The sequence below is a fragment of the Sphingomonas sp. P4_D12 genome, from assembly GCF_056401895.1.
Map to the genome: position 1 here is coordinate 73,324 of NZ_JBFUIL010000009.1, position 22,740 is coordinate 96,063.

The following is a 22,740-nucleotide window of genomic DNA, read 5'->3' on the forward strand; positions in this document are numbered from 1 at the left end:
CGCTAGCTGGACGGCAGGACGGCCATTCCTATGACGGCCGCCGCCATGACGGCGGTGCTCGCCCAGCCGAACAGCTTCAACATTGTCGACGCCGTGAAGTCGCCCATGGTGGACCGCCGGGAGACGACCAGCATCGTTCCGATCAGGATCGGCACGGCGACGACGCCATTGATCACCGCGCTCCAGAACAATGCCTTGATCGGGCTGATCGGCGACCAGTCGATGCCGACGCCGAGCGCCATCGCGACGCCGATCACGGCATAGAATAGCTTGGCCTTGCGCGGCTTGTGCTCGAGGCCGGTTTTCCAACCGGCGGTCTCGCCGATCGCATAAGCGGTCGATCCGGCCAGGACCGGCACCGCCAGCATGCCGGTGCCGATGATGCCGAGGCTGAACAGCGCGAAGGCGAACTGGCCGGCAATCGGCTCAAGTGCCTTGGCCGCATCGGCGGCGGTCTGGATGTCGGTCTTGCCCGAGGCGTGGAGGGTAGCGGCGGTGCCCAGCATGATGGCGATGGCGACGAGGTTCGAAATCGCCATGCCGACGAACGTGTCATAGCGCATCCGAACTTCGGCGTCCGCCGCCTGATCGGGGGATTTCTTGAGCGGCTCGCGCTCCTCGACGACGTCGATCTCCTCGACTTCCTGCGACGCCTGCCAGAAGAACAGATACGGGCTGATCGTGGTGCCGAAGATGGCGACGACAACGGTCACCGCCGCTGCATCAGGGATCGTCGGGACGACCATCCCGTGCAGCGCCGCCGCCCAATCGACCTTCACGATGAAGATCAGCGCCACGTAAGCGAGCAGCACCATCGTCAGCCATTTCAGGAAAGACGAATATTTGCGGTAGGGAATGAAGAGCTGGAGCAGCAGCGAGACGGCCGCGAAGCTGATGGTGAAGAGATGGCCACCGCCGCCGGCGACCAATTGGGCGGCGTCGCCCATCGCGGCAAGGTCGGCGCCGATATTGATCGTATTGGCCACGAACAGCAGCCCGACCAGCGCCATCACGATCCATCGCGGCATGACGCGGCGGAGATTCCAGGCGAGCCCGTGTCCCGTCACGCGACCGACCCGCGCGCTGATCAATTGCACCGCGCTCATCAACGGATAGGTCAGCACCATCGTCCATAGCAGCACCGGACCGAAAGCGGCGCCGGCCTGCGAATACGTGGCGATACCGCTCGGATCGTCGTCGGCCGCGCCGGTGACCAGGCCGGGACCAAGCTTTTTGAGGAAGCCCTTCAAGTCCATACCAATCCCCATTTGTATCAGCAGCACAGCATTTGACGGCGCATCCGGTTCCGCGATGATGATCGATCGGTGCTGGCGGGGCTGACGACGGCGAATGCAGCGCTTGCTGCACCCGGAACGCCGGGAGGAGCGCGGCATGGCAGCTTTGATACTTGGCCGCGCATTACAAATTCTTCGAATGTCGGGTCATGGCGCCGCCCCCGCCAACCTGCTAGCGCTTCGACATGCCGCTTACCGCCGCTGCGTCCGCTCGTGAAATCCTGGTCCGCCTGCATGATGTGATGGCGGCGCGATCGTCCGCGCAGGCAAAGCTCGACGCGGTCGCGCGGATCATCGGTGAGGCGCTGGATAGCGAGGTCTGCTCGATCTATCTGCTGCGCGAAGGGCTGCTCGAACTCTATTCCACGCGCGGGCTCGACCAGGCGGCGGTCCACGTCACCAAGATGGCGCTGGGCGAGGGCCTGGTCGGCACGATCGCGCAGAATGTCGAGACGCTGAACCTGGACGAAGCGGCGTCGCATCCCGACTTCGCCTATCGTCCGGAAACCGGCGAGGACGAGTTCCACTCTTTCGCCGGCGTGCCGATCATCCGCCGCGAACAAGCGGTCGGCGTACTGGCGGTGCAGCATGCCGAGCCGCGCAAATATGACGATGTCGAGATCGAGGCGCTGCAGACGGTGGCGATGGTGCTCAGCGAGCTGATCGCCAATGCCGGCCTGATCGACCAGCGCGGCGACGCGGCGACGCGGCCGCAATCGACCGCGGCGACGCGGCTGGAGGGTCTCAAGCTGGTCGAGGGGATGGCGATCGGCCATGCCGTCTATCACCAGCCGCGCATCACCATCGAACATACCGTCGCCGAGGATACCGAGGCCGAGCGCCACCGCGTCTATGCCGCGTTCGACAAGATGCGCGAGCAGATCGACCGCATGGCGCAACAGGCCGAATTCGGCGTCGATGGCGAGCATGAAGAGGTTCTCGCGACCTACAAGATGTTCGCCTATGACGAAGGCTGGTCGCGGCGGATCAACGAAGCGATCGATTCCGGCCTGACCGCCGAAGCCGCGATCGAACGCGTACAGCAACGCACGCGGATGCGGATGCGCCAGATCGGCGACCCCCTGCTCCAGGACCGGATGCACGATCTCGAGGATCTCGCCAACCGGCTGCTCCGCATCGTGTCGGGGCAGATGGGGACCGCGGCGCAATTGGGATTGCGGCAGGATACGATCCTGATCGCGCGCAACCTGGGCCCGGCCGAATTGCTCGAATATGACCGGCGGCGGCTGAAAGGCGTGGTGCTCGAGGAAGGGTCGCTGACCGCGCACGTCACCATCGTCGCGCGCGCGATGGGCGTGCCGGTGCTGGGGCGCGTGCGCAATGTCCGCCAGACGATCGCCGACGGTGACCTGCTGTTGCTCGACGTGACCGAGGCGGGATCGGTGCTGGTCCGTCCGTCCCAGGCGATGGAAGAGGCGTTCGACGCCAAATTGCTGGTCCGCCAGAAACGCCGCGCGGTGTTCGCGGCGCTGAAGTCGGAAGCGCCGATTACGCTCGACGGCGAGCGGATGACGGTGATGGTCAATGCCGGCCTGCGCGACGATGTCGCCGCGCTCGACGTCACCGGCGCCGATGGGATCGGCCTGTTCCGCACCGAATTCCAGTTCCTGGTGTCGGCGACCCTGCCGCGGCGCGAGCGGCAATTGCGGCTGTACAAGGACGTGCTCGAAGCGGCGGGCGACAAGCCGGTGGTGTTCCGCACGGTCGATATCGGCGGCGACAAGGCGCTGCCCTATCTCAATCATCACGACGAGGATGAGGAGAATCCGGCGATGGGCTGGCGCGCGCTCAGGCTCGCGCTCGAACGCGGCGGGTTGATGAAGGCACAGGCCCGCGCGTTGATCGAGGCGGCCGGGGGTCGGCAGCTCAACGTCATGTTCCCGATGGTCAGCGAAGCCTGGGAGCTCGACGAGGCCAAGGCGCTGTTCGAGGCGCAGCGCGAGTGGCTGGGCAAGCGCGGCAAGCGGCTGCCGAGCGAGATCCGCTATGGCGCGATGCTCGAAGTGCCGGCCTTGGCCGAGCAGCTCGACCTGTTGCTGCCCAATATCCAGTTCCTGTCGGTCGGCACCAACGATTTGACCCAATTCCTGTTCGCAGCCGATCGCGCCAATCCCAAGCTGGCCGAGCGCTACGACTGGCTGTCGCCGTCGATCCTGCGCTTCCTCAAGCGCGTGGTGGCGCCCTGCGATGAAGCCGGCGTCGCGCTGACCGTGTGTGGCGAGATGGGCGGACGGCCGCTCGAGGCGATGGCGTTGATCGCGCTGGGAATCGACCGGCTGTCGATCACCCCGGCGGCGGTCGGCCCGATCAAGGCGATGGTGCGCAGCCTCGATCGCGGCAAGGCGATGCGCTTCATGGACGGACTGCTGGCCAAGCCACCGCGCGACATTCGCGGGGTGCTGACGGACTGGGCAGCCGAAAACCATGTCGAGCTGGCCTGAGCCGGGGCGAAAACGCGCTAACGAGCCGTTGACAGTCTTACCCGCTTTGGCCGACAGCCGTCACCGGCGGATGGCGATTCAAGGTCGCAACCCCCTATTCGCCGGAGAAGGTAATGGACGAGGACGAAGCGACGGGCGCACCCGATCAGGCGTCGCTATTCCCCAAGACCGTGGGCGACAAGCTGCGTGAGGCGCGTGAGGGACTGGGACTGACCCTGGCCGACATCGCCAACAAGACGCGCGTGCCGATGCGCCACCTGGAAGCGATCGAGAATAACCGGATGGAGGGGATGGCGTCGCCGGCCTATGCGATCGGCTTCACCAAGACCTATGCGCGCGCCGTCGGGCTCGACGACCGCGCGATCGCCGCGGAGTTGCGCCAGAGCCCGCAAATGCCGCTGTCGCCGACGACGCGGTTTGAGGAATATGAGCCGACCGATCCGCGCCGCGTGCCGTCGAGCGGGATCGCCGGGATCGCCGCGATCATCGCCGTGGTGCTGCTGGTCGGCGTTGGCATCTGGTACGGGACGACCTGGCTGCGCGGCACTGGCGAGGAGCCCGCGGCGCTCGCCACGCCCGATGCAACGGCCAGCATCGCCGCCGCGCCCGAGCCGACTCCCGCCCCGGTTGCCGGCGGCCAGGTCGTGCTGACCGCGACCGATGCGGTGTGGCTGCGCGTCTATGACGCGACCGGCAAGACGTTGATCCAGAAGACGATGCAGCCCGGCGAGCAATATTCGCTGCCGAACGACGCCGCCAACCCGATGATCAATATCGGCCGACCCGACAAATTGCAGGTGACGATCAACGGATCGGCGGTGCCGGCGCTGGGCGACGGCAAGCGCGCGATCAAGGACGTGCCGATCAGCGCCGCGGCGTTGCAGGCGCGCGGGAATGCCGCGGCGCCTGCCGCCGTGCCGACTCCGGCCGCCGCTGCCCCGACGACCGAAGCGAAGCCGAGCAAGCGGTCGGGATCGAACGAAGTCCCCGACTTCTTCCGCCAGCCCAGCGACAAGCCGACTGCGTCCTCGACGCCGCGACCGGTAGCGACGCCCGACCCGGTATCCTTGCCCGCCGCGGCGCCGACAACGGCGCCTTAGGCCGGCCGGACGAAACCCCGCCCGCGGGGAGTCAAATCGGGCAATGACGCCAACCACATCTAGTGGCGCGGACCGGCGTTCCGGGGTAGGTTAACCACAGCGGGACAATCTGGGGATGAGTATGCGTAGTTTGTTGACGACGGTCATGATCGCGGCGGCGAGCCTGGCGATCACAGCGCCGGCGCACGCGCAGGACCGGTCGGTCGATGCGCGGCTGGGCCAGCTGGAAAAGCGGATGAACACGGTCGAGCGCGTGGTGTCGCGCACGTCGGGGCCGCTGGTGCAGCCCGAAATCGGTCCGGACAATACGCCGGTCACCGCGGCGGGCACGCCGGCCAGCGCGCCGCTCGCCGATCTCGAACAGCGGGTGAGCTCGATCGAGAGCGAATTGACCGGCTTCACCGGGCGGCTGGAGACCGACGAGCACAAGATGCAGCAGCTCGAGGCCGATTTCGCCGCCTACAAGCGCGCGACCGATGCGCGTCTGAAGGCGCTGGAGGATCGCGCCGCGCCGCCGCCGGGCGATGCCGATCCCGCCGCGGTCACCGATGGTCCGGCGCCAGGTCCGGTCAAGGCCGGCCCAAAGCCTGCCGGCCCCGCGCCCAAGCCTGCCGCCGCCGCCAATGACCCCGATCGCGCCAAGGCAGTCGCCGCGATCCCCAAGCCCGCCGGCAAGGACGCGGTCGACAAGGCGATGTACGCGTACAATTACGGCTATCGTCTGTGGCAGGCGCAATTCTATCCCGAGGCCGAGGCGCAATTGCAGGGCTATGCCGGCAAATTCCCCGGCCACCGCCTGGTCAGCCGCGCGCAGAATCTGCTCGGCACGATCTATATGGACGACGGCAAGCCCAATCTGGCCGCGCAAATCTATTACGAGAATTATTCCAAGCTGCCCGATGGCGAGCGCGCCGCCGACAGCCTGCTCAACCTGGCCAAGGCGCTGACCGTGCTCAAGAAGCCGCGCACCGATATCTGCCGCGTCTATACCGAGCTGGGCGATGTCTATGGCGCCAAGCTGACCGCGGCGCAAAAGGCCGACGCGGACAAGGGCCGTGCCGCCAATAAATGCACCTGAGCTGACGCGCGCGGTCGACCCGGTAGCACTCGCGCGGTTCGCCGCCGATCTGTCGGCATTGTGCGATCCGGCGCGCGCCCGCGTGCTGGTCGCGGTATCGGGCGGGCCCGACAGCCTGGCGCTGCTGCTGCTGACCCACGCATTGCTCGGCGAGCGCTGCGTCGCGGCGACGGTCGACCATGGATTGCGCCCCGAAGCGGCGGACGAGGCAGCGTGGGTGGCCGATCTGTGCGCGGCGCGCGGGATCGATCATGCCGTGCTGCGCGGCGAGTTGCCCGAGCGGACGGGCCATACCGCCAATCTGTCGGCGCGGGCGCGGGCGCTGCGCTACGAGCTGCTGCAAGCGCATGCCGATGCCGTCGGCGCGACGCATATCGCCACCGCGCACCATGCCGACGACCAGGTCGAGACGCTGATCATGCGGCTGAACCGCGGCGCCGGAGTCGGCGGGCTTGCGGGGGTACGCGCGAAAAGCGGGCGGGTGATCCGTCCCGTGCTCGGCTGGCGCCGCGCCGAGCTGGGCGCGATCGTCACGGCGGCGGGGATCGTCGCGGTCGACGATCCGAGCAATGTCAGCGACCGGTTCGACCGCGCGCGGCTGCGCAAGCACCTCGCCGCGATCGATTGGATCGACCCCTCGCGAGTCGCGGCGAGCGCGGCCGCCCTGGCCGATGCCGAGGAGGCGATCGGCTGGATGGTGCGTCAGCTTGGGACGGATCGCATCGCGGCGGAGGGCGATTCGCTGCTGCTCGACGCGCGCGACCTACCCTTCGAGCTGGTCCGCCGCCTGGTCGAGCATTGCGTCCGCCAGATCGACGCCACGGCCGAGATCCGCGGCTCCGCATTGGTACGGATGGTCAAGGCGCTGGAATCGGGCGAGACTGCGATGCTGGGCGACGTGGCGGCGGTGGCGTTGTCGCCGGCGGCGTGGCGTTTTCGCAAAGCCCCACCGCGTCGATTGCTCTGATCGACGTTGTTCCATTGCCATTAAGGCTTGGTGCCTTATCTTTAAGGGCACGAAAGGTATCTTGCGACGATGAACGACAACGACAAGCAGCCCGGCCCGGACGGCGGCAACAACAACTGGGCCCGGAACCTGTTGCTCTGGGTGGGTATCGCGGTTGCGCTGGCAGTGCTGGTGGCCATGCTGGGCAATAACGCGTCGACGCCCGCGGGCCAGCAATTGTCCTATTCGGGCTTCGTCGCCAAGGTGAAGGACGGATCGGTCAAGAAGGTCGAGATCGCCGGCACCGCGATCAACGGCACGCTGAAGGACAATACCACCTTCCGCACCAATGCCGGCGTGCCCGATCCCAATCTGGTCCAGCGCCTGATCGACAACAATGTCGAGGTCGTCGCCAAGCCCGAGGAGACGCCCTCGATCTGGCAATATCTGCTCGTCCAGTCGCTGCCGTTCGTGCTGATGCTGGCGATCGCGTTCTTCGTCATCCGCCAGATGCAGAAATCGTCCGGATCGGGCGCGATGGGGTTCGGCAAGAGCCGTGCCCGCATGCTGACCGAGAAACAGGGCAAGGTGACGTTCGACGACGTCGCCGGCATCGATGAGGCGCGTGAGGAATTGCAGGAGATCGTCGAGTTCCTGAAGGACCCGACCAAATTCGCTCGCCTCGGCGGCAAGATCCCCAAGGGCGCATTGCTGGTCGGCTCGCCCGGTACCGGCAAGACGCTGCTGGCGCGCGCGATCGCGGGCGAAGCGGGCGTGCCGTTCTTCACCATCTCCGGCTCGGACTTTGTCGAGATGTTCGTCGGCGTCGGCGCCAGCCGCGTGCGCGACATGTTCGAACAGGCCAAGAAATCGGCGCCGTGCATCGTCTTCATCGACGAGATCGACGCGGTCGGCCGCCATCGCGGCGCCGGGCTGGGCAATGGCAATGACGAGCGCGAACAGACGCTCAACCAGTTGCTGGTCGAGATGGACGGGTTCGAGGCGAACGAAGGCATCATCATCATCGCCGCGACCAACCGGCCGGACGTGCTCGACCCCGCATTGCTGCGCCCGGGCCGGTTCGACCGCCGCGTGACGGTGCCGCTGCCCGATATCGAGGGCCGCGTGCAGATCCTCCAGGTCCATATGAAGAAGGTGCCGCTGGCCCCCGACGTCGATGCGCGCACGCTCGCGCGCGGCACGCCGGGCATGTCGGGCGCCGACCTCGCCAATCTGGTCAACGAAGCCGCGTTGATGGCGGCGCGGCTGGGCAAGCGGCTGGTCGCGATGGCGCAGTTCGAGCTCGCCAAGGACCGCGTGATCATGGGCACCGAGTGGAAATCGCTCGTCATGACGCCCGAGGAAAAGAAGATGACCGCCTATCATGAGGCCGGCCACGCTCTCGTCCGCATCCACGAGCCGGCGTCCGACCCGATCCACAAGGCGACGATCATCCCGCGCGGCGGGGCTCTCGGCATGGTCGTGTCGATGCCCGAGCGCGACAATTATTCGTACCATCGCGACAAGATGTACGCCGACCTCGCCACCGTGATGGGCGGGCGCGCGGCCGAGGAAATCATCTTCGGCTATGACAAGGTCTCGTCGGGCGCGAGCGGCGACATCAAGCAGGCGACCAAGCTGGCGCGCGCGATGGTGATGCGCTGGGGCATGTCCGACAAGCTCGGCCCGCTCGAATATGAGGAAGAGCAGGGCGAGACGTTCCTGGGCTATTCGCAGACCCAGCGGCACAATATGTCGAACGAGACCGCTTTGATGATCGACAGCGAGATCAAGTCGCTGATCGACGGCGGCCACAAGCGCGCGACCCAGGTGCTGAGCGAGAATGTCGACCAGCTCCACCGCATCGCGGGCGCGCTGCTCGAATATGAGACGCTGACCGGCGACGAGATCAAGCAGATCGCCGCGGGCGAGGACATCAACCGGCCCGATGCCGGGGCGACGGCGTCGACCCTGCCGAGCAGCGGGACGTCTATCCCGAAGACGCGGCGCCCGTCGGGGCCGTTCGGGAATCCGGCGCCGGCTGGGGCGTAAGGGTTCGAAGACTGGTGGGATACGAGAGGCCCTTCCCGTGTGAGCGGGGAGGGCTTTTCTATTCGGTGAGTACGTCGGCGTGGCGTCTTAGTTTTGGCCTAGCTGGCCTCCGTACGTTGCCTGCCGTGATCGCTTTGGAAGCAGCCTGCCGTCCTTGCGCCCAATTGTCGCCGTTCAGGCCTCCGAATGACATTCCCGAATGCCGACATTCGTCCGGGCTCCCAACTTGCGGCTACAATCGGGCGGCAGGCGGAGCTGCGCGGCAACCTGGATGAATCGGGTTGCCTGTCTACCAATCTCAAGATTTCAATATATGGCCGCTTACTGCGAAGTGAGTAGATTGAGGGTTATCCGCGATTCCTAGCGCCGATCTTGGCACGCCCTTCCGCATTTACCGAGCCAATCATGCCTGCTTATTCGCCATTCGACCAAGAGCTAAAAAATCTCGAGACGAAAAGCCTCGATGCCCTGCGAAACGTCACCGAGGGTTGGTACGTCGAGTACAAGCGCGAACTTTCCAATGCTGCCGACATCGCCAAGTCGATCTCAGCTTTCGCCAACACTTATGGCGGATGGGTTTTCTATGGCGTTGAGGAGAAGTCCAAGGAGGATGCCGTCGCTGGCACATTTCCCGGGATCGCACGAGCTGATGTCGATACAGCGCTTCAGCGGATCAGGCAGGCTGTGGCAACGGGAATGAACCCATCCGCCCACTTCGAAACAAAAGTGATATGGGGGCCTTGCGCCATTACCGGGCTCGCTGCCGATTATGCCGTGATCGCTGTCCAAATCCCTCAGGGCACAAATGCGCCGCACGTTCACCAGCGCGGACAGATCTACCGCAGGGTCGCCGACGGCTCCGAGCCGAAGCCCGAGAGCGACCGGTTCGTACTCGATCAATTGTTCCGTCGCTCGGACCAACTGCGTGAGGATTATCGCGCGTTCGTCGAACGCCGTCCGGACTTCTCGAAAGACGAGCAGAAGGGTCCGTATCTGCGGCTAATGCTGATCGCCGACCCTTGGCGGGATCGCGATGCCTCGATTGATATTGAATTGTCAGAGATGCGTGCTTTGATGGGGACGAACAAGCCGATCCTCAGTTCGATCCCATTCGATAGCGTCCACACAACCAGTCGTGGATTCGTTGCGCGACAGCTGGCAGGCAACGATCCGTTTCATCTTGGCTTGACCTGGAATTTACGTCCGTCGCTCGTGAGCGACATCCTCATCCCCCTCAAGTTTCAAGAAGCCCGCGACCTGAGACAGTTTTGCCATTCACTTCGAGACTACGAGCATATCGAACGCTTCGCGAAAATTTTAGCCAAGCATAACCATGAGAACCCGCGCGTCGTCGACCTTAACATGATTTTCAATGTACTATGCGGCGTAGTCGAGACGCAGAACCGGTTGCTGAAACGGGCGGGCTGGACGCACCGATATGCTGCCAAGGCGCAATTGCTGAACGTGTGGCGCGTAGTTCCCTTTCTCGACATTCCCGCGGTCCTCGACGATTTCGAGGTGCATGGGATACCGGTGTGCTTAGAGGAGAATGTGACCTCCTTTACGGGGACAGGGCCAGACACCTTTCATCTGATCGATGCATTCGAAGGTGCCAACACCGATATCGATCAAGTCATCTTCGACAGCATCTCGCTCTTCCAGCTGATCGCCCAGGCCTTTGGTGTGCCGGGGTGGATAGATGTCGATCCGGAGCGAGAAACCTCGACTGATTATTCCGTCGAACTTCAAAAGGCTGGCCGCCGCGCCCTCGCCGTGCAGATTACAATGATCGAAGATCACAAACGACAGCGCCGAACCCACTAGACTATATCGCGAGGCCGCGGGGCATGTTTCACCCGCCACTGTAATTCGAAGCGGCCGGTATTCGAAGGCAGATTCGCACCAATTTGAACCTTCCTACGCTTGCGGTCCCGAATATCGTGGCGCAACCTTCCAGCGGGGGAGAGCTTACGATGTATCATTACGACGCGCTCGGGCCGGAGCGATTCCAAGAATTCTGCCAAGCGTTGATCTCGGCAAGTTTCCCAACTGCACAATGCCTTCCCATCGGTCAGCCTGACGGCGGCCGAGACGCGTTTGTAACCCAATATCTGTTTCGGCACCGCCAAACCGCGGATCCAGTGGCGGAATCCCTAGTTTTCCAGGTCAAGTACGTTCGCAATCCCAAAGACTCCCGATCTGAGCGCGACATGATTGAGAGCGTGGCAAAAAGCGAACTCAAGAAAGTCGAACAACTTAAGAAATTGGGAAAGTTCAAGTATATTCTTATTACAAACTTAAAGGGAACCGCGCACCCTGGAACCGGCTCAATTGACCGTATAAATGCAGTCCTTAGCAAGGCGCTAGGTGTCGACTCCTATTGCTGGTGGAGAGACGATATCGACCGGCACTTAGACAATGCTCCGGCGATTAAGTGGAGCTACCCAGAGATTCTCAAGGCCACGGACTTGCTGGAAAAACTGGTTGGCGGCCTTTTAGGCGAGGAAGAGGAGAGAAGGCGAGATGCAATCAGGGCATACCTGACATCACAGTATGACGATGATCAAGAATTGAAATTCAAACAAACCGAGCTGCGAAGCACAATTGCTGAGCTTTTCGTTGATCTGCCGATGACCGCTGTTCAACCATCACCGGAGCTGTACTACACTCGAGGAAAGCATCATTATATCGTTGAGCCGCGACTGACTCCAAAATGGGCGCGGCCTATTTACTTCGCCGACGGAAGCCGGGATGCATGTCCATCGGCAGAATACTTCGTAAGAACGCAGGGGCGCCGTGGACCCAGTCAAGTCGTACTGGAAGGCGCTCCGGGCCAGGGGAAATCCACGGTTACTCAGTTTGCATGCCAAGTGCTTCGAATGCAGCTACTGGATAAACATTCGGAGTTAGCGCAGTTACCCGAGCAGTTCCGGCAAGCCCAAGCCCGGATACCGTTTCGCGTTGACCTGCGAGATCTCGCGAAGTGGATTTTGGGCATTGATCCCTTTCAAGCCCGTGACAAACCATTAGGCGAAGGTGAAGCGCGCTCTCTCGAAGGGTTTTTAGCCGGCCAAGTACGGTCCTTGTCTGGCGGCCATACCTTCAACGTCTCAGACCTAACTGCCATCGCGAAGGCGAGTCATCTGCTACTCGCACTCGACGGCTTTGACGAGGTGGCAGACGTTACAACGCGAGAACTGCTTGTAAGCGAAATTACAAAGGCAACGAGCCGGTTGGTCAATGCGGGCGGATATTCCGTGCAAACAATTGTAACCAGCCGCCCCGCTGCATTTGCCAAGTCCGTGCGCTTTCCGCACGAAGAGTGGTCCTACTTTGAGTTACTCCCGCTCGAGCGATCCCATATTGATCAATACACAGCAAAATGGACGAAGGCGAAAGGCTTAAAACACGCAGAGTCCTCAGCGCTGAAGAAAATTCTAGATACCAAGCTTCGTGAACCACACACCCAGTACCTAGCTAAAAACCCCATGCAATTAACCATTCTACTATCGCTTATACACAGCAGAGGGGCGTCTCTCCCGGAAAAGCGTACAAGTATGTATGACGCTTACATGGATATGTTCTTCAGCCGAGAATCAGAAAAGAGCGAGGTGGTACGGGACAACCGGGATTTACTGATAGACATTCACCGCTATCTGGCCTGGAAACTTCAGACTGACGCTGAGGCAGGCGGCGACGGCAGCATAGAGCACGGAACATTAAGAGCCACATTATTCTCTTATCTTGACCGTGAAGGAGAAGACACCGCCATCGTTGATGTACTATTTAACGGTATTATTGAACGTGTTGGCGCGCTAGTTTCACGTGTTCAGGAAACCTACGAATTTGAGGTACAGCCGCTCAGAGAGTATTTTGTTGCGCGGCATTTATACGATACGTCGCCATATCCGACCGACGAGCGAGAGATTACAGGCGATAAGTTTGAGCGGTTTAAGGCTCTTATTGGAAATCCGTATTGGCTCAACGTGGCGAGGTTTTACGGCGGCTGTTTTAATAAGGGCGAGATTTTGACTCTCGTACACGAACTCACCACTCTAGATATAGATGATAGGTATAGACTTACCAGTCATTCGCGCGGCGTGGCGCTGATGCTTCTGGGAGATTGGGTTTTTAGTCAGTATCAGCCCGCCGTTAAGCACGTAATTTCGTACATTACGGAGTATCCACAACTGCGTCAGATGCTCGCCAACGATGAAGAAGGGTCGCCGTTATGGTCAGGCTTGCCCGAGCGGAGCGGGCGGAACGACTTTGTAGAAATCTTATGGGAAAGGATTATCAAAACTAAACATTACGATGAGCAGCGAGCACTAGCAAATGCCATCAAACGCAACGCACCGATCGGCGACATAATTGGCAGATGGAAAAGCTGCTTGACCTCAATTTCGGATGACTGCTGGATTCGTGCCGGTGAATTACTTGGAGTATTTGACCACGCGTCCTTATCGGACTTAGGCGGATCGATCGCTGACTTGGCCGATCTCGCGATTCGTTTTCTACTTTCGGCGAAGAGGTTCGAACTACTAGAGGGTCGAGCTGCAGATGACCGAGCGCTTTATCTTATTCTCCGGCACAATCCTCTACCTTTTTTTCGCGGGGAGCACAGGCCGACTGGGCGTTTAGATTGGTTGGCAACGGTCACTGGGATTTATCAGTACGCGTTAGCTCTACACGATGATACCGGTCTACCTCTTCACTCAGCTATTCAGCAGCGCTTTGGAAACCCACCCTCATACTTTGAGGACGATTTTGAGAACAGATTAGCAGTATTAAGCGAGCACGACCGAAATATAGTAATCGAATATCGAGAATTCATGGAAACCCGCGGACAATTTCTCGGAACTTCTATAGAACCCTGGGAGAGTTTGGTATCAAAATTACGAAAGGCGCTTGGAGATTGCCCGGCGATCGACAGAATTGCCTTCATAGGCGCTGGCATTCGGGCGAAAGGAATTTCCGGGCGTTACGAGCGGTTGCGTGATGCGTGGAATCTAGTCAGCGCGGCTCGCTACGCTCGACTACGTTCGGGAGCGGCGCGCTGGTGGCTCGAACAGCTGACCGAAGACAGCTCGGCAGAGAGACGACGACTATTACTACTACTATTATTGTGGGGAACGACATCTACAATCATTAAGATTGCTGAAAGACTCGATCAAATACTAAACGATCTTGATTCAGAGGACTGGTCGATTCTTACGAACGACTTTCGCCTGATCCAATTTTCGGCCCGACGCGAACCCTCTATTCTGACGGCAGCAGAGGTCGCGGCCGTTTCTCGACTGGGTCCACGACTTACGATGTATGTCGGGCTACGGTGTGACTCCGCGACGCGCTATTCCCTATCTCTGAAATTGGCTGATCGCGATTTTGACTTCGACGCGCCGGAGGGCGAGTTCGCGCTGCAATCGATCATCAATTATTGCAGTGACGAGCGGCGCTGGAAGGCCGCTCTCCCCCGAGCGAAACGACTCTATGGTGGCGGGGCGACCTCGTACCAGTTTCGCGCGGAGCGAGATGCTTTTATGCCGCCGTCCGTCGCTGCGGAAGTTTCGGAATCACTTGATGAGCTACCGCTGTCTATTCTCGCGCTTGCAGATTCGACCTTGCGCTCCGCAGCTGGCGAGCAAGCGGTCAAGTTGCTTGAGATCGCCGAGCGGGAAAAGTGGTTCGTGCATTAATTCCCCAACATGGTCCACGCGGACGCGCAACATCGAGCGGTCCGGTTATATCAACTTGACTCCCCTCCCGAAACTTACGTCAACGTAAGACAGTCCCCGCGGCACCAGTCGTCGCGCGCAAAGCACACCTGAGAGGATCACCAGCCATGATCAAACAGCGGCTGGCCTGAGGGCTTTGCGCGTCGCGGTCGCGCCGTCCGGCGGCGCGTGCGCCTGGTCGAACCAGGGGCATATTAGGGGTTACGGGGTTACGGTGACAATTTACTAAATTCGCGGAGCGTTCAGGTCAGCCAAGCGCTGACGCGATCGGAAAAATCGAGCCTAGATTATCCAGCGCCTGCCCAACCCAACCCTCACCCACCCCTTCCCCCACCCGGCACCACCAACATCTCCCGCAACACAATCTCCGCATCGCGCTCCTGCCCATCCCTGGCATAGCGCACCCGCACGCGCGTCCCCGGCGCCTGCGTGAACGCCCGCGTGAGGTCGCCGCCGCCGAGCTCGTGCGCGCTGCGGCCATCGACGCTGAGCAGCTTGTCGTTCTTGCGCAGGCCCGCTTGCGCCGCCGGTCCGCCGTCGTTGACGAAGCTCACCAGGATCGTCTCCGGGTCGGTCTTGAGCGCGCGCAGCCCGGCGCGGCTGAACGGCACCGGCGCATAGCCCGGCACATAGTCCATGCAGACGCGCGAGCGGCCGTAATCCAACGTGATCGTGTAGTTCGCCAATATATTGGTGCCGAGGTTGCCGGCCTCGCTGATCGACAGAGCGACCCCGCCCTTGTCGTCGGTCGTGCGGATCATCGGATAGCGCACCGTTCCGCCGCCGACGGCGAAGGTCTGCGCGTAATTCACCCAGTTTCGCGACGGCCCGCCGGCACCATAGGACACCGCCTCTACCCCGCGATTGTAGCGCGCGGTGACGCCCGCTTGCTGCAGCCAATGGGCATAGAGCTGCAGCGATCCGTTATTGCCGGTATCGATCGTGAACGGCGCGCGGATGCCGTCGAGCTGTCCCTCGATCGTCGGCATGTCGCTGGTGAACCGAGCCGCCACCCATCCGCTGGGGCAGGTCGGCGTCTGGTCGCGCGGCAGCAGGGTCATCGTGCCGGCGCGATAGTCGATCCGGACGATGAAGCGCTCGACCACTTCCAGCCCGAGCAGGCCGTCGAGCGGCGGTTGCGCGCCGCGCTCGAACGTCGAATAGCCGAGATCGAGGATCGAGAAGAATTGATCGCGCATCACCGCGTCGCCGATGCGGACTTCCTTCACGCGGGTGAATTGCTCCGCGAGCGTCCCCGCGCCGCTGCCGCCGCTGCGCGTCCCGCCGACCGGCGTGAGCCCGAGCGCGCGCGCCGCATCGGGCGACAGGATGCTGTGTCCGCCGGTGTCGAACAGGAAGTGCATCGGCCGGCCGTTGACGCTGGCCGCGATTTCGAGCTGGGGAAAGACCGTCGCGGCGACCGTCGTGCCCGCGGCCGGGATCGTGTGATCGTCGGGCTGGCGCGGCGCCGCATAGCTGTCCGCCGGCGCCCGGGGAAGCAGGCGATAGGCGTCGATGGTGATCCGCTCTTCGTTATTGCCGTCGGAGTGCACGATCGAGAAGGGCAGCCGCCGCCCCGCGACCGCGCGGTAATCGGCGTAGCGCGTCTCTACCTTGTAGAACCAGTCCTGCTCGACCGCGCGCGCCAGCTCGCCGGTCGCGGCATCGAACCACAATTCGACCGGCTCGCCGCCGCGCGGGGTGGCGGTGAGCACCGAATAAAGCCGTCCCTTGTCGGTCCGCGTCACCGCCGCCGCGCGTTGTGCGCCGCCGAACCCGGCCTGCATCCAGCCGAACCGGGCGAGCCAGGCGCTGGTCCGCGTCCGCCGCTCAGCGAACGGGCTGTTGAGCTTGTGGCTGCCGCCCGATCGTCCGATCCGCCAATGCGTGCGGCCGTCGTAAATGTCGGCGGTCTTGAACGCTTTCAGGTCGGTGCGCGTGGCGAAGCGGCCGTCGCCCAGGTCGTTGACCGATCGCCAATCGCCGTTCAGTCCTTCGGCGGCGATCGTCCCGGTCGCGACCAGCGTCTCGTGGGGTTGCCACTTCGCCGCCGGCGCGCTCCCGATCAGCAGCAATGCCGCGCCGGCGATCATCCAATTCATCCGCACCATGTTCGTCTCCTTGGCAGACGCGATAGCGCGGGCTCACCCCTCCGGTCTTGAACGGGATTAACGTGACTTACGGTGCCGGGCCTGCCGGTCGATGCGAGCGACTGGCCGCGCCCCGAACCCCTGCTCGCCAACAGGCTGGCTATATGCGGGGAATAGCTCCACACGGTTTCTCGTCCATTGGCCGGAGAAAATCGCATGTGCTTTTCGGCCACGTCCAGCTTCATCGCCTCTGGCGTGATCGGGGCGATCGGCGTTGCGACGCTTCGCCACGTGCGCGAGCCGCGTGCCCTGCTGTTCGCGTCCGTGCCGATGCTGTTCGCGCTCCATCAATTTACCGAAGGATGGGTCTGGCTCGGCCTTGACGGGCGGATCGGCAAGCTTGCGCTCGACCATGTCGCCTTCCTGTTCATGCTCTATGCCCAGGGCATCCTGCCGCTGCTGATGCCGGCCGCGGTCGCGCTGATGGAGCCGCCCGGCTGGCGTCGCGGCGCCATTCTGGCGCTGACGGGCATCGGCGCGGTCGTCTGCGTGTGGGATGTTACCGGGCTGATCTTCCTGCCCAGCCGGTGCTTCATCGAGCAGGATTCGATCGCCTATCGCAACCACATGACGGGCAATTTCTGGATATCCTGCCTGTATGTCCTCGCCACGTGCGGCGCGTTGCTCTTGTCGACCCATCGCGTCGTCAGATGGTATGGCGCGATCAATGTCGTCGCGCTGACGATCGCGGAGATCGTCAAGCAATATGCCTTTGCCTCGGTCTGGTGTTTCTACGCCGCGATCATGAGCGTGATCATCTATTGGCAATTCAGGCGGCTGAAGATCGATGTCGAGACGCCCAATGGCATGTCGCCGATTCGTAGAGCCTTGCTCTTCCCCATCCTGCGCCTGACGAAGGCGGGTGGGACGAGGGCTGACTGACTGCCCATGGCGGGAGGGGCCGATATCGCCTCCAACCCGCCGGAAACCGCCCCGTCAATGCCGGGACGGCTTCTTCTTCCCCGGACCGGCCGTGCCGCCGGATGACTCCCCCCGGCCGAAAAACGCCCCGCGCTCGTTGATATCCTTGTATAATTCCTCGAGCCGGTTGACGTCGGCCACCACCTCGCGCTGTTCGGTCAGCCAGCGGTCGGTCGCGTCGTGGAGCGGCTCGCCGTTCCTGCCGTCGTGCAGGGTGGCGCCCTGTTCGATCAGCCAGATCATGTCGTTGGCGCGCGAGCGTTGCAGCCGCAAATGCGTCATCCACTGCTCGACGATTCCGGAGGGAACGAGGCGATCCATCATCGGTCAGTCCGGCGCGCGCGGAGCGCCAGTGCCTGTTCGACCGCGGCGAGGCCCTCGGCGCTTTCGATCGCCAAATCGAGCGGCCGGCCCAGCCCGGCCTGATCGCTGTTGAGATACTCCATCGCGGCGGCGGGCCCCGCGAAGGATTGCAGCGCGAACGAGACGACGCGCCCCTGACGCGCGATTTGTTCGGGCGTCAGGCGCGGTCGATCGCGGCGGCTGCGAAAGAAGGGCTTCTTCGGCGCCTGTTCGGACTGCGGCGCTTCGTCCGCCGCGACCACAGGCTGCTGGGGCGCGGCGGCCTTTGCCATCAGGAGCTCTTGCCCAGGGTCACCTTGACCGCGTTCTTGTCGACCGCGAGCGGCGTCGCGGGCTTGGCCTCAACCTTTTTGGGTTTGCGGATTTCGCGATTGCTGCGTTTCTGGGCCTTGGCCATGAAATATTCCTTCTTGATAATGATGCCGGCCCGCGGCGCGGGCGCGGTAGCGATCGATCAGCGGTGACGCGAGAAAACGGGCACGCGCCGTGCCGTTTTGTTGATGATTTTCGATTTGAAGGCGCGGGCGATGATCGCGGTGTCGTCCATGTTCATCAGCACCACGCGGGTGCCGCCGTCCAACAGGCTCTCGATCGCGCTGATCGGTACCTTGCGGCGGCCGCACAAGGCAGTCACCTCAGCCAAAGGAACGTTGAGATTGATGGCGCGAGACATGTGACCTCCTCGGCGGTTGAGCGGGAGCGTCTCGTCTCTCAGTCGACATCGTGCCCGGAGCGTCGATGCGATAGCCTTTATATGGGGGCGATGAGCGGCAGGCGCAATGACGCAGCTGTCGCGGCCGCCGCAGCTTGGCCGCGCCCTCCCTCAGCCAATCATGGCAAGTCGATTAAAAACGACGATTATTCGTCGACGACAGGAGCGGTTCAGGATCTGAAGCGTAGTGGACTCCCGAAGGATGGCCGATATGCGCGCACGCTCCGTCTCCGTTCTGCTGTTAGCGACACTCGCCACGCCCGCGCTGGCCGCCCCGCCGGCGCAAGAGACGGCTGCCTGGGTGAACCGCCTGACCTGGGGGGCGTCCGCGGCGGACGACGCGCGCGAAAAGGCCGGCAGCAGCCGCTGGCTCGACGCCCAGCTCAAACATCCCGACGATACTTTGCCGCCCGAGGCCGCCGCCCAGATCGCGGCGATGAGGATCAGCCGTAAGCCACTGGCGGCTTTGGTGGTCGAGCAGGATGCGGCGAGCCGCTATGCCAACAAGCTCACCGACCCCGCCCAGCGCGACGCCGCGCGCAAGGCGTATCAGCAGGACATGAACGCGCTCGCCAGTGAAGCGGCGACGCGGTCGTTGCTGCGCGATCTCTACGCGCCCGACCAATTGCGCGAGCAGCTGACCTGGTTCTGGTTCAACCATTTCAACGTCCAGGCGCAGAAGCGCGACATCCGCGCGATGGTAGGCGATTACGAGGACACGATCCGCGACCATTCGCTGGGCAAGTTCCGCGACCTGCTGGAAGCGACGCTGAAGCATCCGGCGATGTTGCGCTATCTCGACAACGATCAGAACGCGGCAAACCATATCAACGAGAATTATGCGCGCGAGATCATGGAGCTTCACTCGATGGGCGTCGGGTCGGGCTATACGCAAAAGGATGTGCAGGAACTGGCGCGGATCCTGACCGGCGTGGGCGTCGACCTCAGCCCCAACGCGCCCAAGCTCAGCCCGCAGCGCCAGCCGCTCTACGTCCGCGCCGGGCTGTTCGAGTTCAATCCCAACCGCCACGATTTCGGCGACAAGCAATTCCTTGGCCACACGATCAAGGGCAGCGGCTTTGGCGAGGTGGAGGAAGCGCTCGACCTGATCGCGCAGTCGCCGGCCACCGCGCACCATGTCTCGGAACAGCTCGCGACCTATTTCATGGGCGACAATCCGCCTGCTGCCGTGGTCGACCGCATGACCGCGACCTGGCAAAAGAGCGACGGCGATATCGCGCAAGTGTTGCGCACGATGATCCGCGCGCCCGAATTCCGGCAATCGCTCGGTACCGTGTTCAAGGACCCGGTCCATTATGCGGTTTCGTCGGTGCGCCTGATGTACGGCGACAAGGTGATCGTGAACGCGCAGCCGATCATCGGCTGGCTCAACCGCATGGGCCAGGGCCTGTACGCGCGCGAAACGCCCGATGGTTATCCGATGGCCTCGGCCGCCTGGACCGGACCCGGCCAGATGTCGGTGCGGTTCGAGATCGCGCGGCAGATCGGCGGCGGCGCGGCTGGGCTGTTCAAGCCTCCCGCTCCGCCTGCCGCTGTGGCTGCCGTGGGGATAAGCGGGGCATCGGCGCCAGCGATGGCCGGTCCGATGGCGTCGGACATGGCGACCGCCACCACTCCCCTCACCGCTTCGCCGGCGCCGCCGGCTGTTCCGATACCGGCGCTCCCCAAGCTGCAGAATGCCGCTTACTACAGCGCCATCGCACCGGCGCTGGCCGGGCAGACCAGGACGGCGCTGACCCAGGCAAGTTCGCCGCAGGAATGGAATGCGCTGTTCCTGTCGTCGCCCGAATTCATGCATCGCTGACGCTAACGGAGAAGGCTTATGTTGCTCGATCGCCGTGACCTTATCGCCGGTGCCGCCGCGCTGGCTCCGCTAATCGTCGCCGGGCGCGCCTTCGCCGCGCCGCAAGCGGGCAGCCGGATGCTCGTCGTGTTCCTGCGCGGGGCTTACGACGCCGCGAATGTCATCGCGCCGACCGGGAGCGATTTCTATCACGCCTCGCGCCCAACGATCGCGCTCGGCAAGCCCGATCCGGCCGACGCCGACGCGCCGATCGCGCTCGACGCCGATTGGAGCCTGCACCCGGCGCTCAAGGACTCGATCTATCCGCTGTGGCAGAAGAAGCAGATCGCCTTCGTGCCCTTTGTCGGCACCGACGATATGAGCCGCAGCCATTTCGAGACCCAGGACACGATCGAGCTCGGCCAGCCGATCGGCGGCCATCGCAATTACAATTCCGGTTTCATGGCGCGGCTCGCCGCGGCGCTCGGCCAGGACAAGCCGATCTCGTTCACCGATCAGCTGCCATTATGCTTTCGCGGCGGGCCGGTGATTCCGAACGTTGCCCTGGCGGCAGTCGGATCGAAGCCCGCCGTGCCGCCCAAGGACGCCGCTTTGATCACCGCCATGTACAAGGGGCAGCATAGCGGGACGAACGATCTCGGCAGCTCGGTCGCCGCGGGGTTTCAGGTGCGCGACACCGTGTTCAAGACGGTCGACGAGGAAATGAAACAGGCGAGCCGCGGCGCGGTCAGTCCCAAGGGCTTCGAATTATCGGCGCGGCGGATCGGGCGGCTGATGCGCGACCAGTTCAACCTCGCCTTTGTCGATGTCGGCGGGTGGGATACGCATGTCAATCAGGGCGGCGCACAAGGCTATCTGGCGACGCATATCGGCGAATTGGGGCGCGGCCTTGCCGGCTTTGCCGATGAGATTGGCCCCGATGCCTGGCGAAACACGACGGTCGTGGTCGTATCCGAATTCGGCCGCACCTTTCACGAGAATGGCGATAAAGGCACCGATCACGGTCATGGCAGCATCTATTGGGTGATGGGCGGCGGCGTGAATGGCGGGCGCATGGCGGGCCCCCAGGTCGCGCTGTCGCAAGCGACACTCAACCAGGGCCGCGACCTTCCCGTCCTGACCGATTACCGCTCGATGATCGGCGGGCTCGCGGCGCGGCAATATGGCCTGGCCGGCGACCGGCTTGGCACGGTATTCCCGGCGGCCAAACCAGTCGACTTGCTGCTCATCTGAAATCGGGGCGGGTTCGGCGGCGCGGGTTCTGGGCGCCGCCTCTCCCTCACTCGATGATCATGCCCACCACGTGCCAGGCGCCGTCCTCGCGCACGAGCGTGACTGTCTCCACCGCGTCGGCCTTGTTGGCATAGCGGGCTCGGAACTTTACGACCTCATAGCCATAAGGTGGCGCGGGGAGATACTCCTCGCTGAGAAACGTCCGCGACATCACCGCGCCGAGGGAGGCGCGCATCTTTTCGGACACGTCGGTCCAGACCTGCACGGTGTTCATCTTGCGGAAGGAGGCGCCGGTTATCCGATAACTGTCGGCCCAGCGGTCCTGATCGACCAGCGCCAGCCATTGCCGCGTCGCGTCCATGACGTCCGCATTGGACTTCGTGTCGGCGGCAATTGGCGCCAGCGGGGGCGACGCGGCCTGAGGCAAAGCGACAAACGCCAATAGTCCGAGAGCAAAGGTCATGAGCAGCACTCCGATGACGATCCAGGGATGGCGGGTGACCCGCCCCGCGCCGCTGTTCGGCGCCCCTTCCTGATCCACGCCAACGCGGCTCGTGGCTTCCCCGATTCTTGCGTCCCCCAACAAATCGGGGGTCGGTGAGGCGGACGCGCCGCCCTCGGATTCGAACAACAAGCGCGCGGCTTCGCGGCTGCTGGACACCGCCATCTTGCGGCGCGCGTCGCGTAGTCGTTCGTTGATCGTGTGGACCGACAGGCCAAGGCTGCGCGCAACCGATTTGGCGTCGTGACCGCGGACGATCAGGCGAAGGGTCTGCTTTTCCTTCTCGGTCAGGGCGCCAAAGCCGTCTTTCACCGCCATGTTCATATCTCACCGGCCTAAGCCGGGTATAGGGTCGCAGCTACCCCG

Annotated in this window: 17 protein-coding genes; 10 read left to right on the forward strand and 7 right to left on the reverse strand. The window is 63.1% G+C overall.

The features are described from left to right. Positions 1–2: 2 nt before the first annotated feature. The gene (locus AC1DSD_RS17675; protein ID WP_478031922.1) at positions 3–1,256 is read right to left on the reverse strand and encodes an NRAMP family divalent metal transporter; all 1,254 of its coding nucleotides are present in this window, start codon (positions 1,254–1,256) and stop codon (positions 3–5) included. Positions 1,257–1,480: 224 nt separating this feature from the next. Between AC1DSD_RS17675 and ptsP the strand changes: the two genes are divergently transcribed. From ptsP to AC1DSD_RS17710, 7 genes are all read left to right on the forward strand, one after another. After that, positions 1,481–3,757, forward strand: coding sequence for a phosphoenolpyruvate--protein phosphotransferase (gene ptsP, locus AC1DSD_RS17680; protein ID WP_478031923.1), 2,277 nt, complete (start codon positions 1,481–1,483; stop codon positions 3,755–3,757). A 113-nt stretch (positions 3,758–3,870) separates the two neighbouring features. After that, positions 3,871–4,857, forward strand: a complete 987-nt coding sequence (locus AC1DSD_RS17685; protein ID WP_478031924.1) for a helix-turn-helix domain-containing protein — start codon at positions 3,871–3,873, stop codon at positions 4,855–4,857. A gap of 121 nt (positions 4,858–4,978) precedes the next feature. Next, positions 4,979–5,935 (forward strand): tetratricopeptide repeat protein, encoded by a 957-nt coding sequence (locus tag AC1DSD_RS17690; protein ID WP_478031926.1) that lies wholly within the window; start codon positions 4,979–4,981, stop codon positions 5,933–5,935. Continuing rightward, entirely contained in the window at positions 5,913–6,902 is a 990-nt protein-coding gene (gene tilS / locus AC1DSD_RS17695) for a tRNA lysidine(34) synthetase TilS (protein ID WP_478031928.1), read from the forward strand. The genes AC1DSD_RS17690 and tilS overlap by 23 nt, the downstream gene beginning before the upstream one ends. Positions 6,903–6,971: 69 nt before the next feature. Next, positions 6,972–8,933, forward strand: coding sequence for an ATP-dependent zinc metalloprotease FtsH (gene ftsH / locus AC1DSD_RS17700; RefSeq protein WP_478031930.1), 1,962 nt, complete (start codon positions 6,972–6,974; stop codon positions 8,931–8,933). Positions 8,934–9,338: 405 nt separating this feature from the next. Then, positions 9,339–10,757, forward strand: a complete 1,419-nt coding sequence (locus AC1DSD_RS17705) for an AlbA family DNA-binding domain-containing protein (protein WP_478031932.1) — start codon at positions 9,339–9,341, stop codon at positions 10,755–10,757. A 149-nt stretch (positions 10,758–10,906) separates the two neighbouring features. Continuing rightward, on the forward strand, positions 10,907–14,629 hold the full coding sequence (locus AC1DSD_RS17710) for an NACHT domain-containing protein (protein WP_478031933.1): 3,723 nt from the start codon (positions 10,907–10,909) through the stop codon (positions 14,627–14,629). Between the two features lie 353 nt (positions 14,630–14,982). Here AC1DSD_RS17710 and AC1DSD_RS17715 read toward each other — a convergent pair whose 3' ends face one another. Further along, positions 14,983–16,779 carry a retropepsin-like aspartic protease gene (locus AC1DSD_RS17715; RefSeq protein ID WP_478031935.1) on the reverse strand — a complete coding sequence of 599 codons (1,797 nt, stop codon included), beginning with the start codon at positions 16,777–16,779 and terminating at the stop codon, positions 14,983–14,985. Between the two features lie 195 nt (positions 16,780–16,974). Between AC1DSD_RS17715 and AC1DSD_RS17720 the strand changes: the two genes are divergently transcribed. Then, on the forward strand, positions 16,975–17,700 hold the full coding sequence (locus tag AC1DSD_RS17720; protein WP_478031937.1) for a DUF6629 family protein: 726 nt from the start codon (positions 16,975–16,977) through the stop codon (positions 17,698–17,700). A gap of 54 nt (positions 17,701–17,754) precedes the next feature. Here the strand turns inward: AC1DSD_RS17720 and AC1DSD_RS17725 are convergent, their stop codons facing one another. Genes AC1DSD_RS17725 through AC1DSD_RS17740 form a run of 4 tightly spaced genes read right to left on the reverse strand, consistent with a single transcriptional unit; the run spans position 17,755 to position 18,775 of the window. Continuing rightward, positions 17,755–18,063, reverse strand: a complete 309-nt coding sequence (locus AC1DSD_RS17725) for a hypothetical protein (RefSeq protein ID WP_478031939.1) — start codon at positions 18,061–18,063, stop codon at positions 17,755–17,757. Then, entirely contained in the window at positions 18,060–18,374 is a 315-nt protein-coding gene (locus AC1DSD_RS17730) for a hypothetical protein (RefSeq protein ID WP_478031940.1), read from the reverse strand. The genes AC1DSD_RS17725 and AC1DSD_RS17730 overlap by 4 nt, the downstream gene beginning before the upstream one ends. After that, positions 18,374–18,499 carry a hypothetical protein gene (locus AC1DSD_RS17735; RefSeq protein WP_478031941.1) on the reverse strand — a complete coding sequence of 42 codons (126 nt, stop codon included), beginning with the start codon at positions 18,497–18,499 and terminating at the stop codon, positions 18,374–18,376. Before AC1DSD_RS17735 ends, AC1DSD_RS17730 begins: the two co-directional genes overlap by 1 nt. Positions 18,500–18,556: 57 nt before the next feature. Continuing rightward, the gene (locus tag AC1DSD_RS17740; protein WP_478031943.1) at positions 18,557–18,775 is read right to left on the reverse strand and encodes a hypothetical protein; all 219 of its coding nucleotides are present in this window, start codon (positions 18,773–18,775) and stop codon (positions 18,557–18,559) included. A 250-nt stretch (positions 18,776–19,025) separates the two neighbouring features. On the opposite strand from AC1DSD_RS17740, the gene AC1DSD_RS17745 reads away from it, so the two are divergent. Then, entirely contained in the window at positions 19,026–20,639 is a 1,614-nt protein-coding gene (locus AC1DSD_RS17745; RefSeq protein ID WP_478031945.1) for a DUF1800 domain-containing protein, read from the forward strand. An 18-nt stretch (positions 20,640–20,657) separates the two neighbouring features. Further along, positions 20,658–21,872, forward strand: coding sequence for a DUF1501 domain-containing protein (locus AC1DSD_RS17750; protein ID WP_478031946.1), 1,215 nt, complete (start codon positions 20,658–20,660; stop codon positions 21,870–21,872). Between the two features lie 46 nt (positions 21,873–21,918). On the opposite strand, the gene AC1DSD_RS17755 is transcribed toward AC1DSD_RS17750, so the two are convergent. Further along, positions 21,919–22,698, reverse strand: coding sequence for a helix-turn-helix domain-containing protein (locus AC1DSD_RS17755; RefSeq protein WP_478031947.1), 780 nt, complete (start codon positions 22,696–22,698; stop codon positions 21,919–21,921). Positions 22,699–22,740 lie beyond the last annotated feature (42 nt).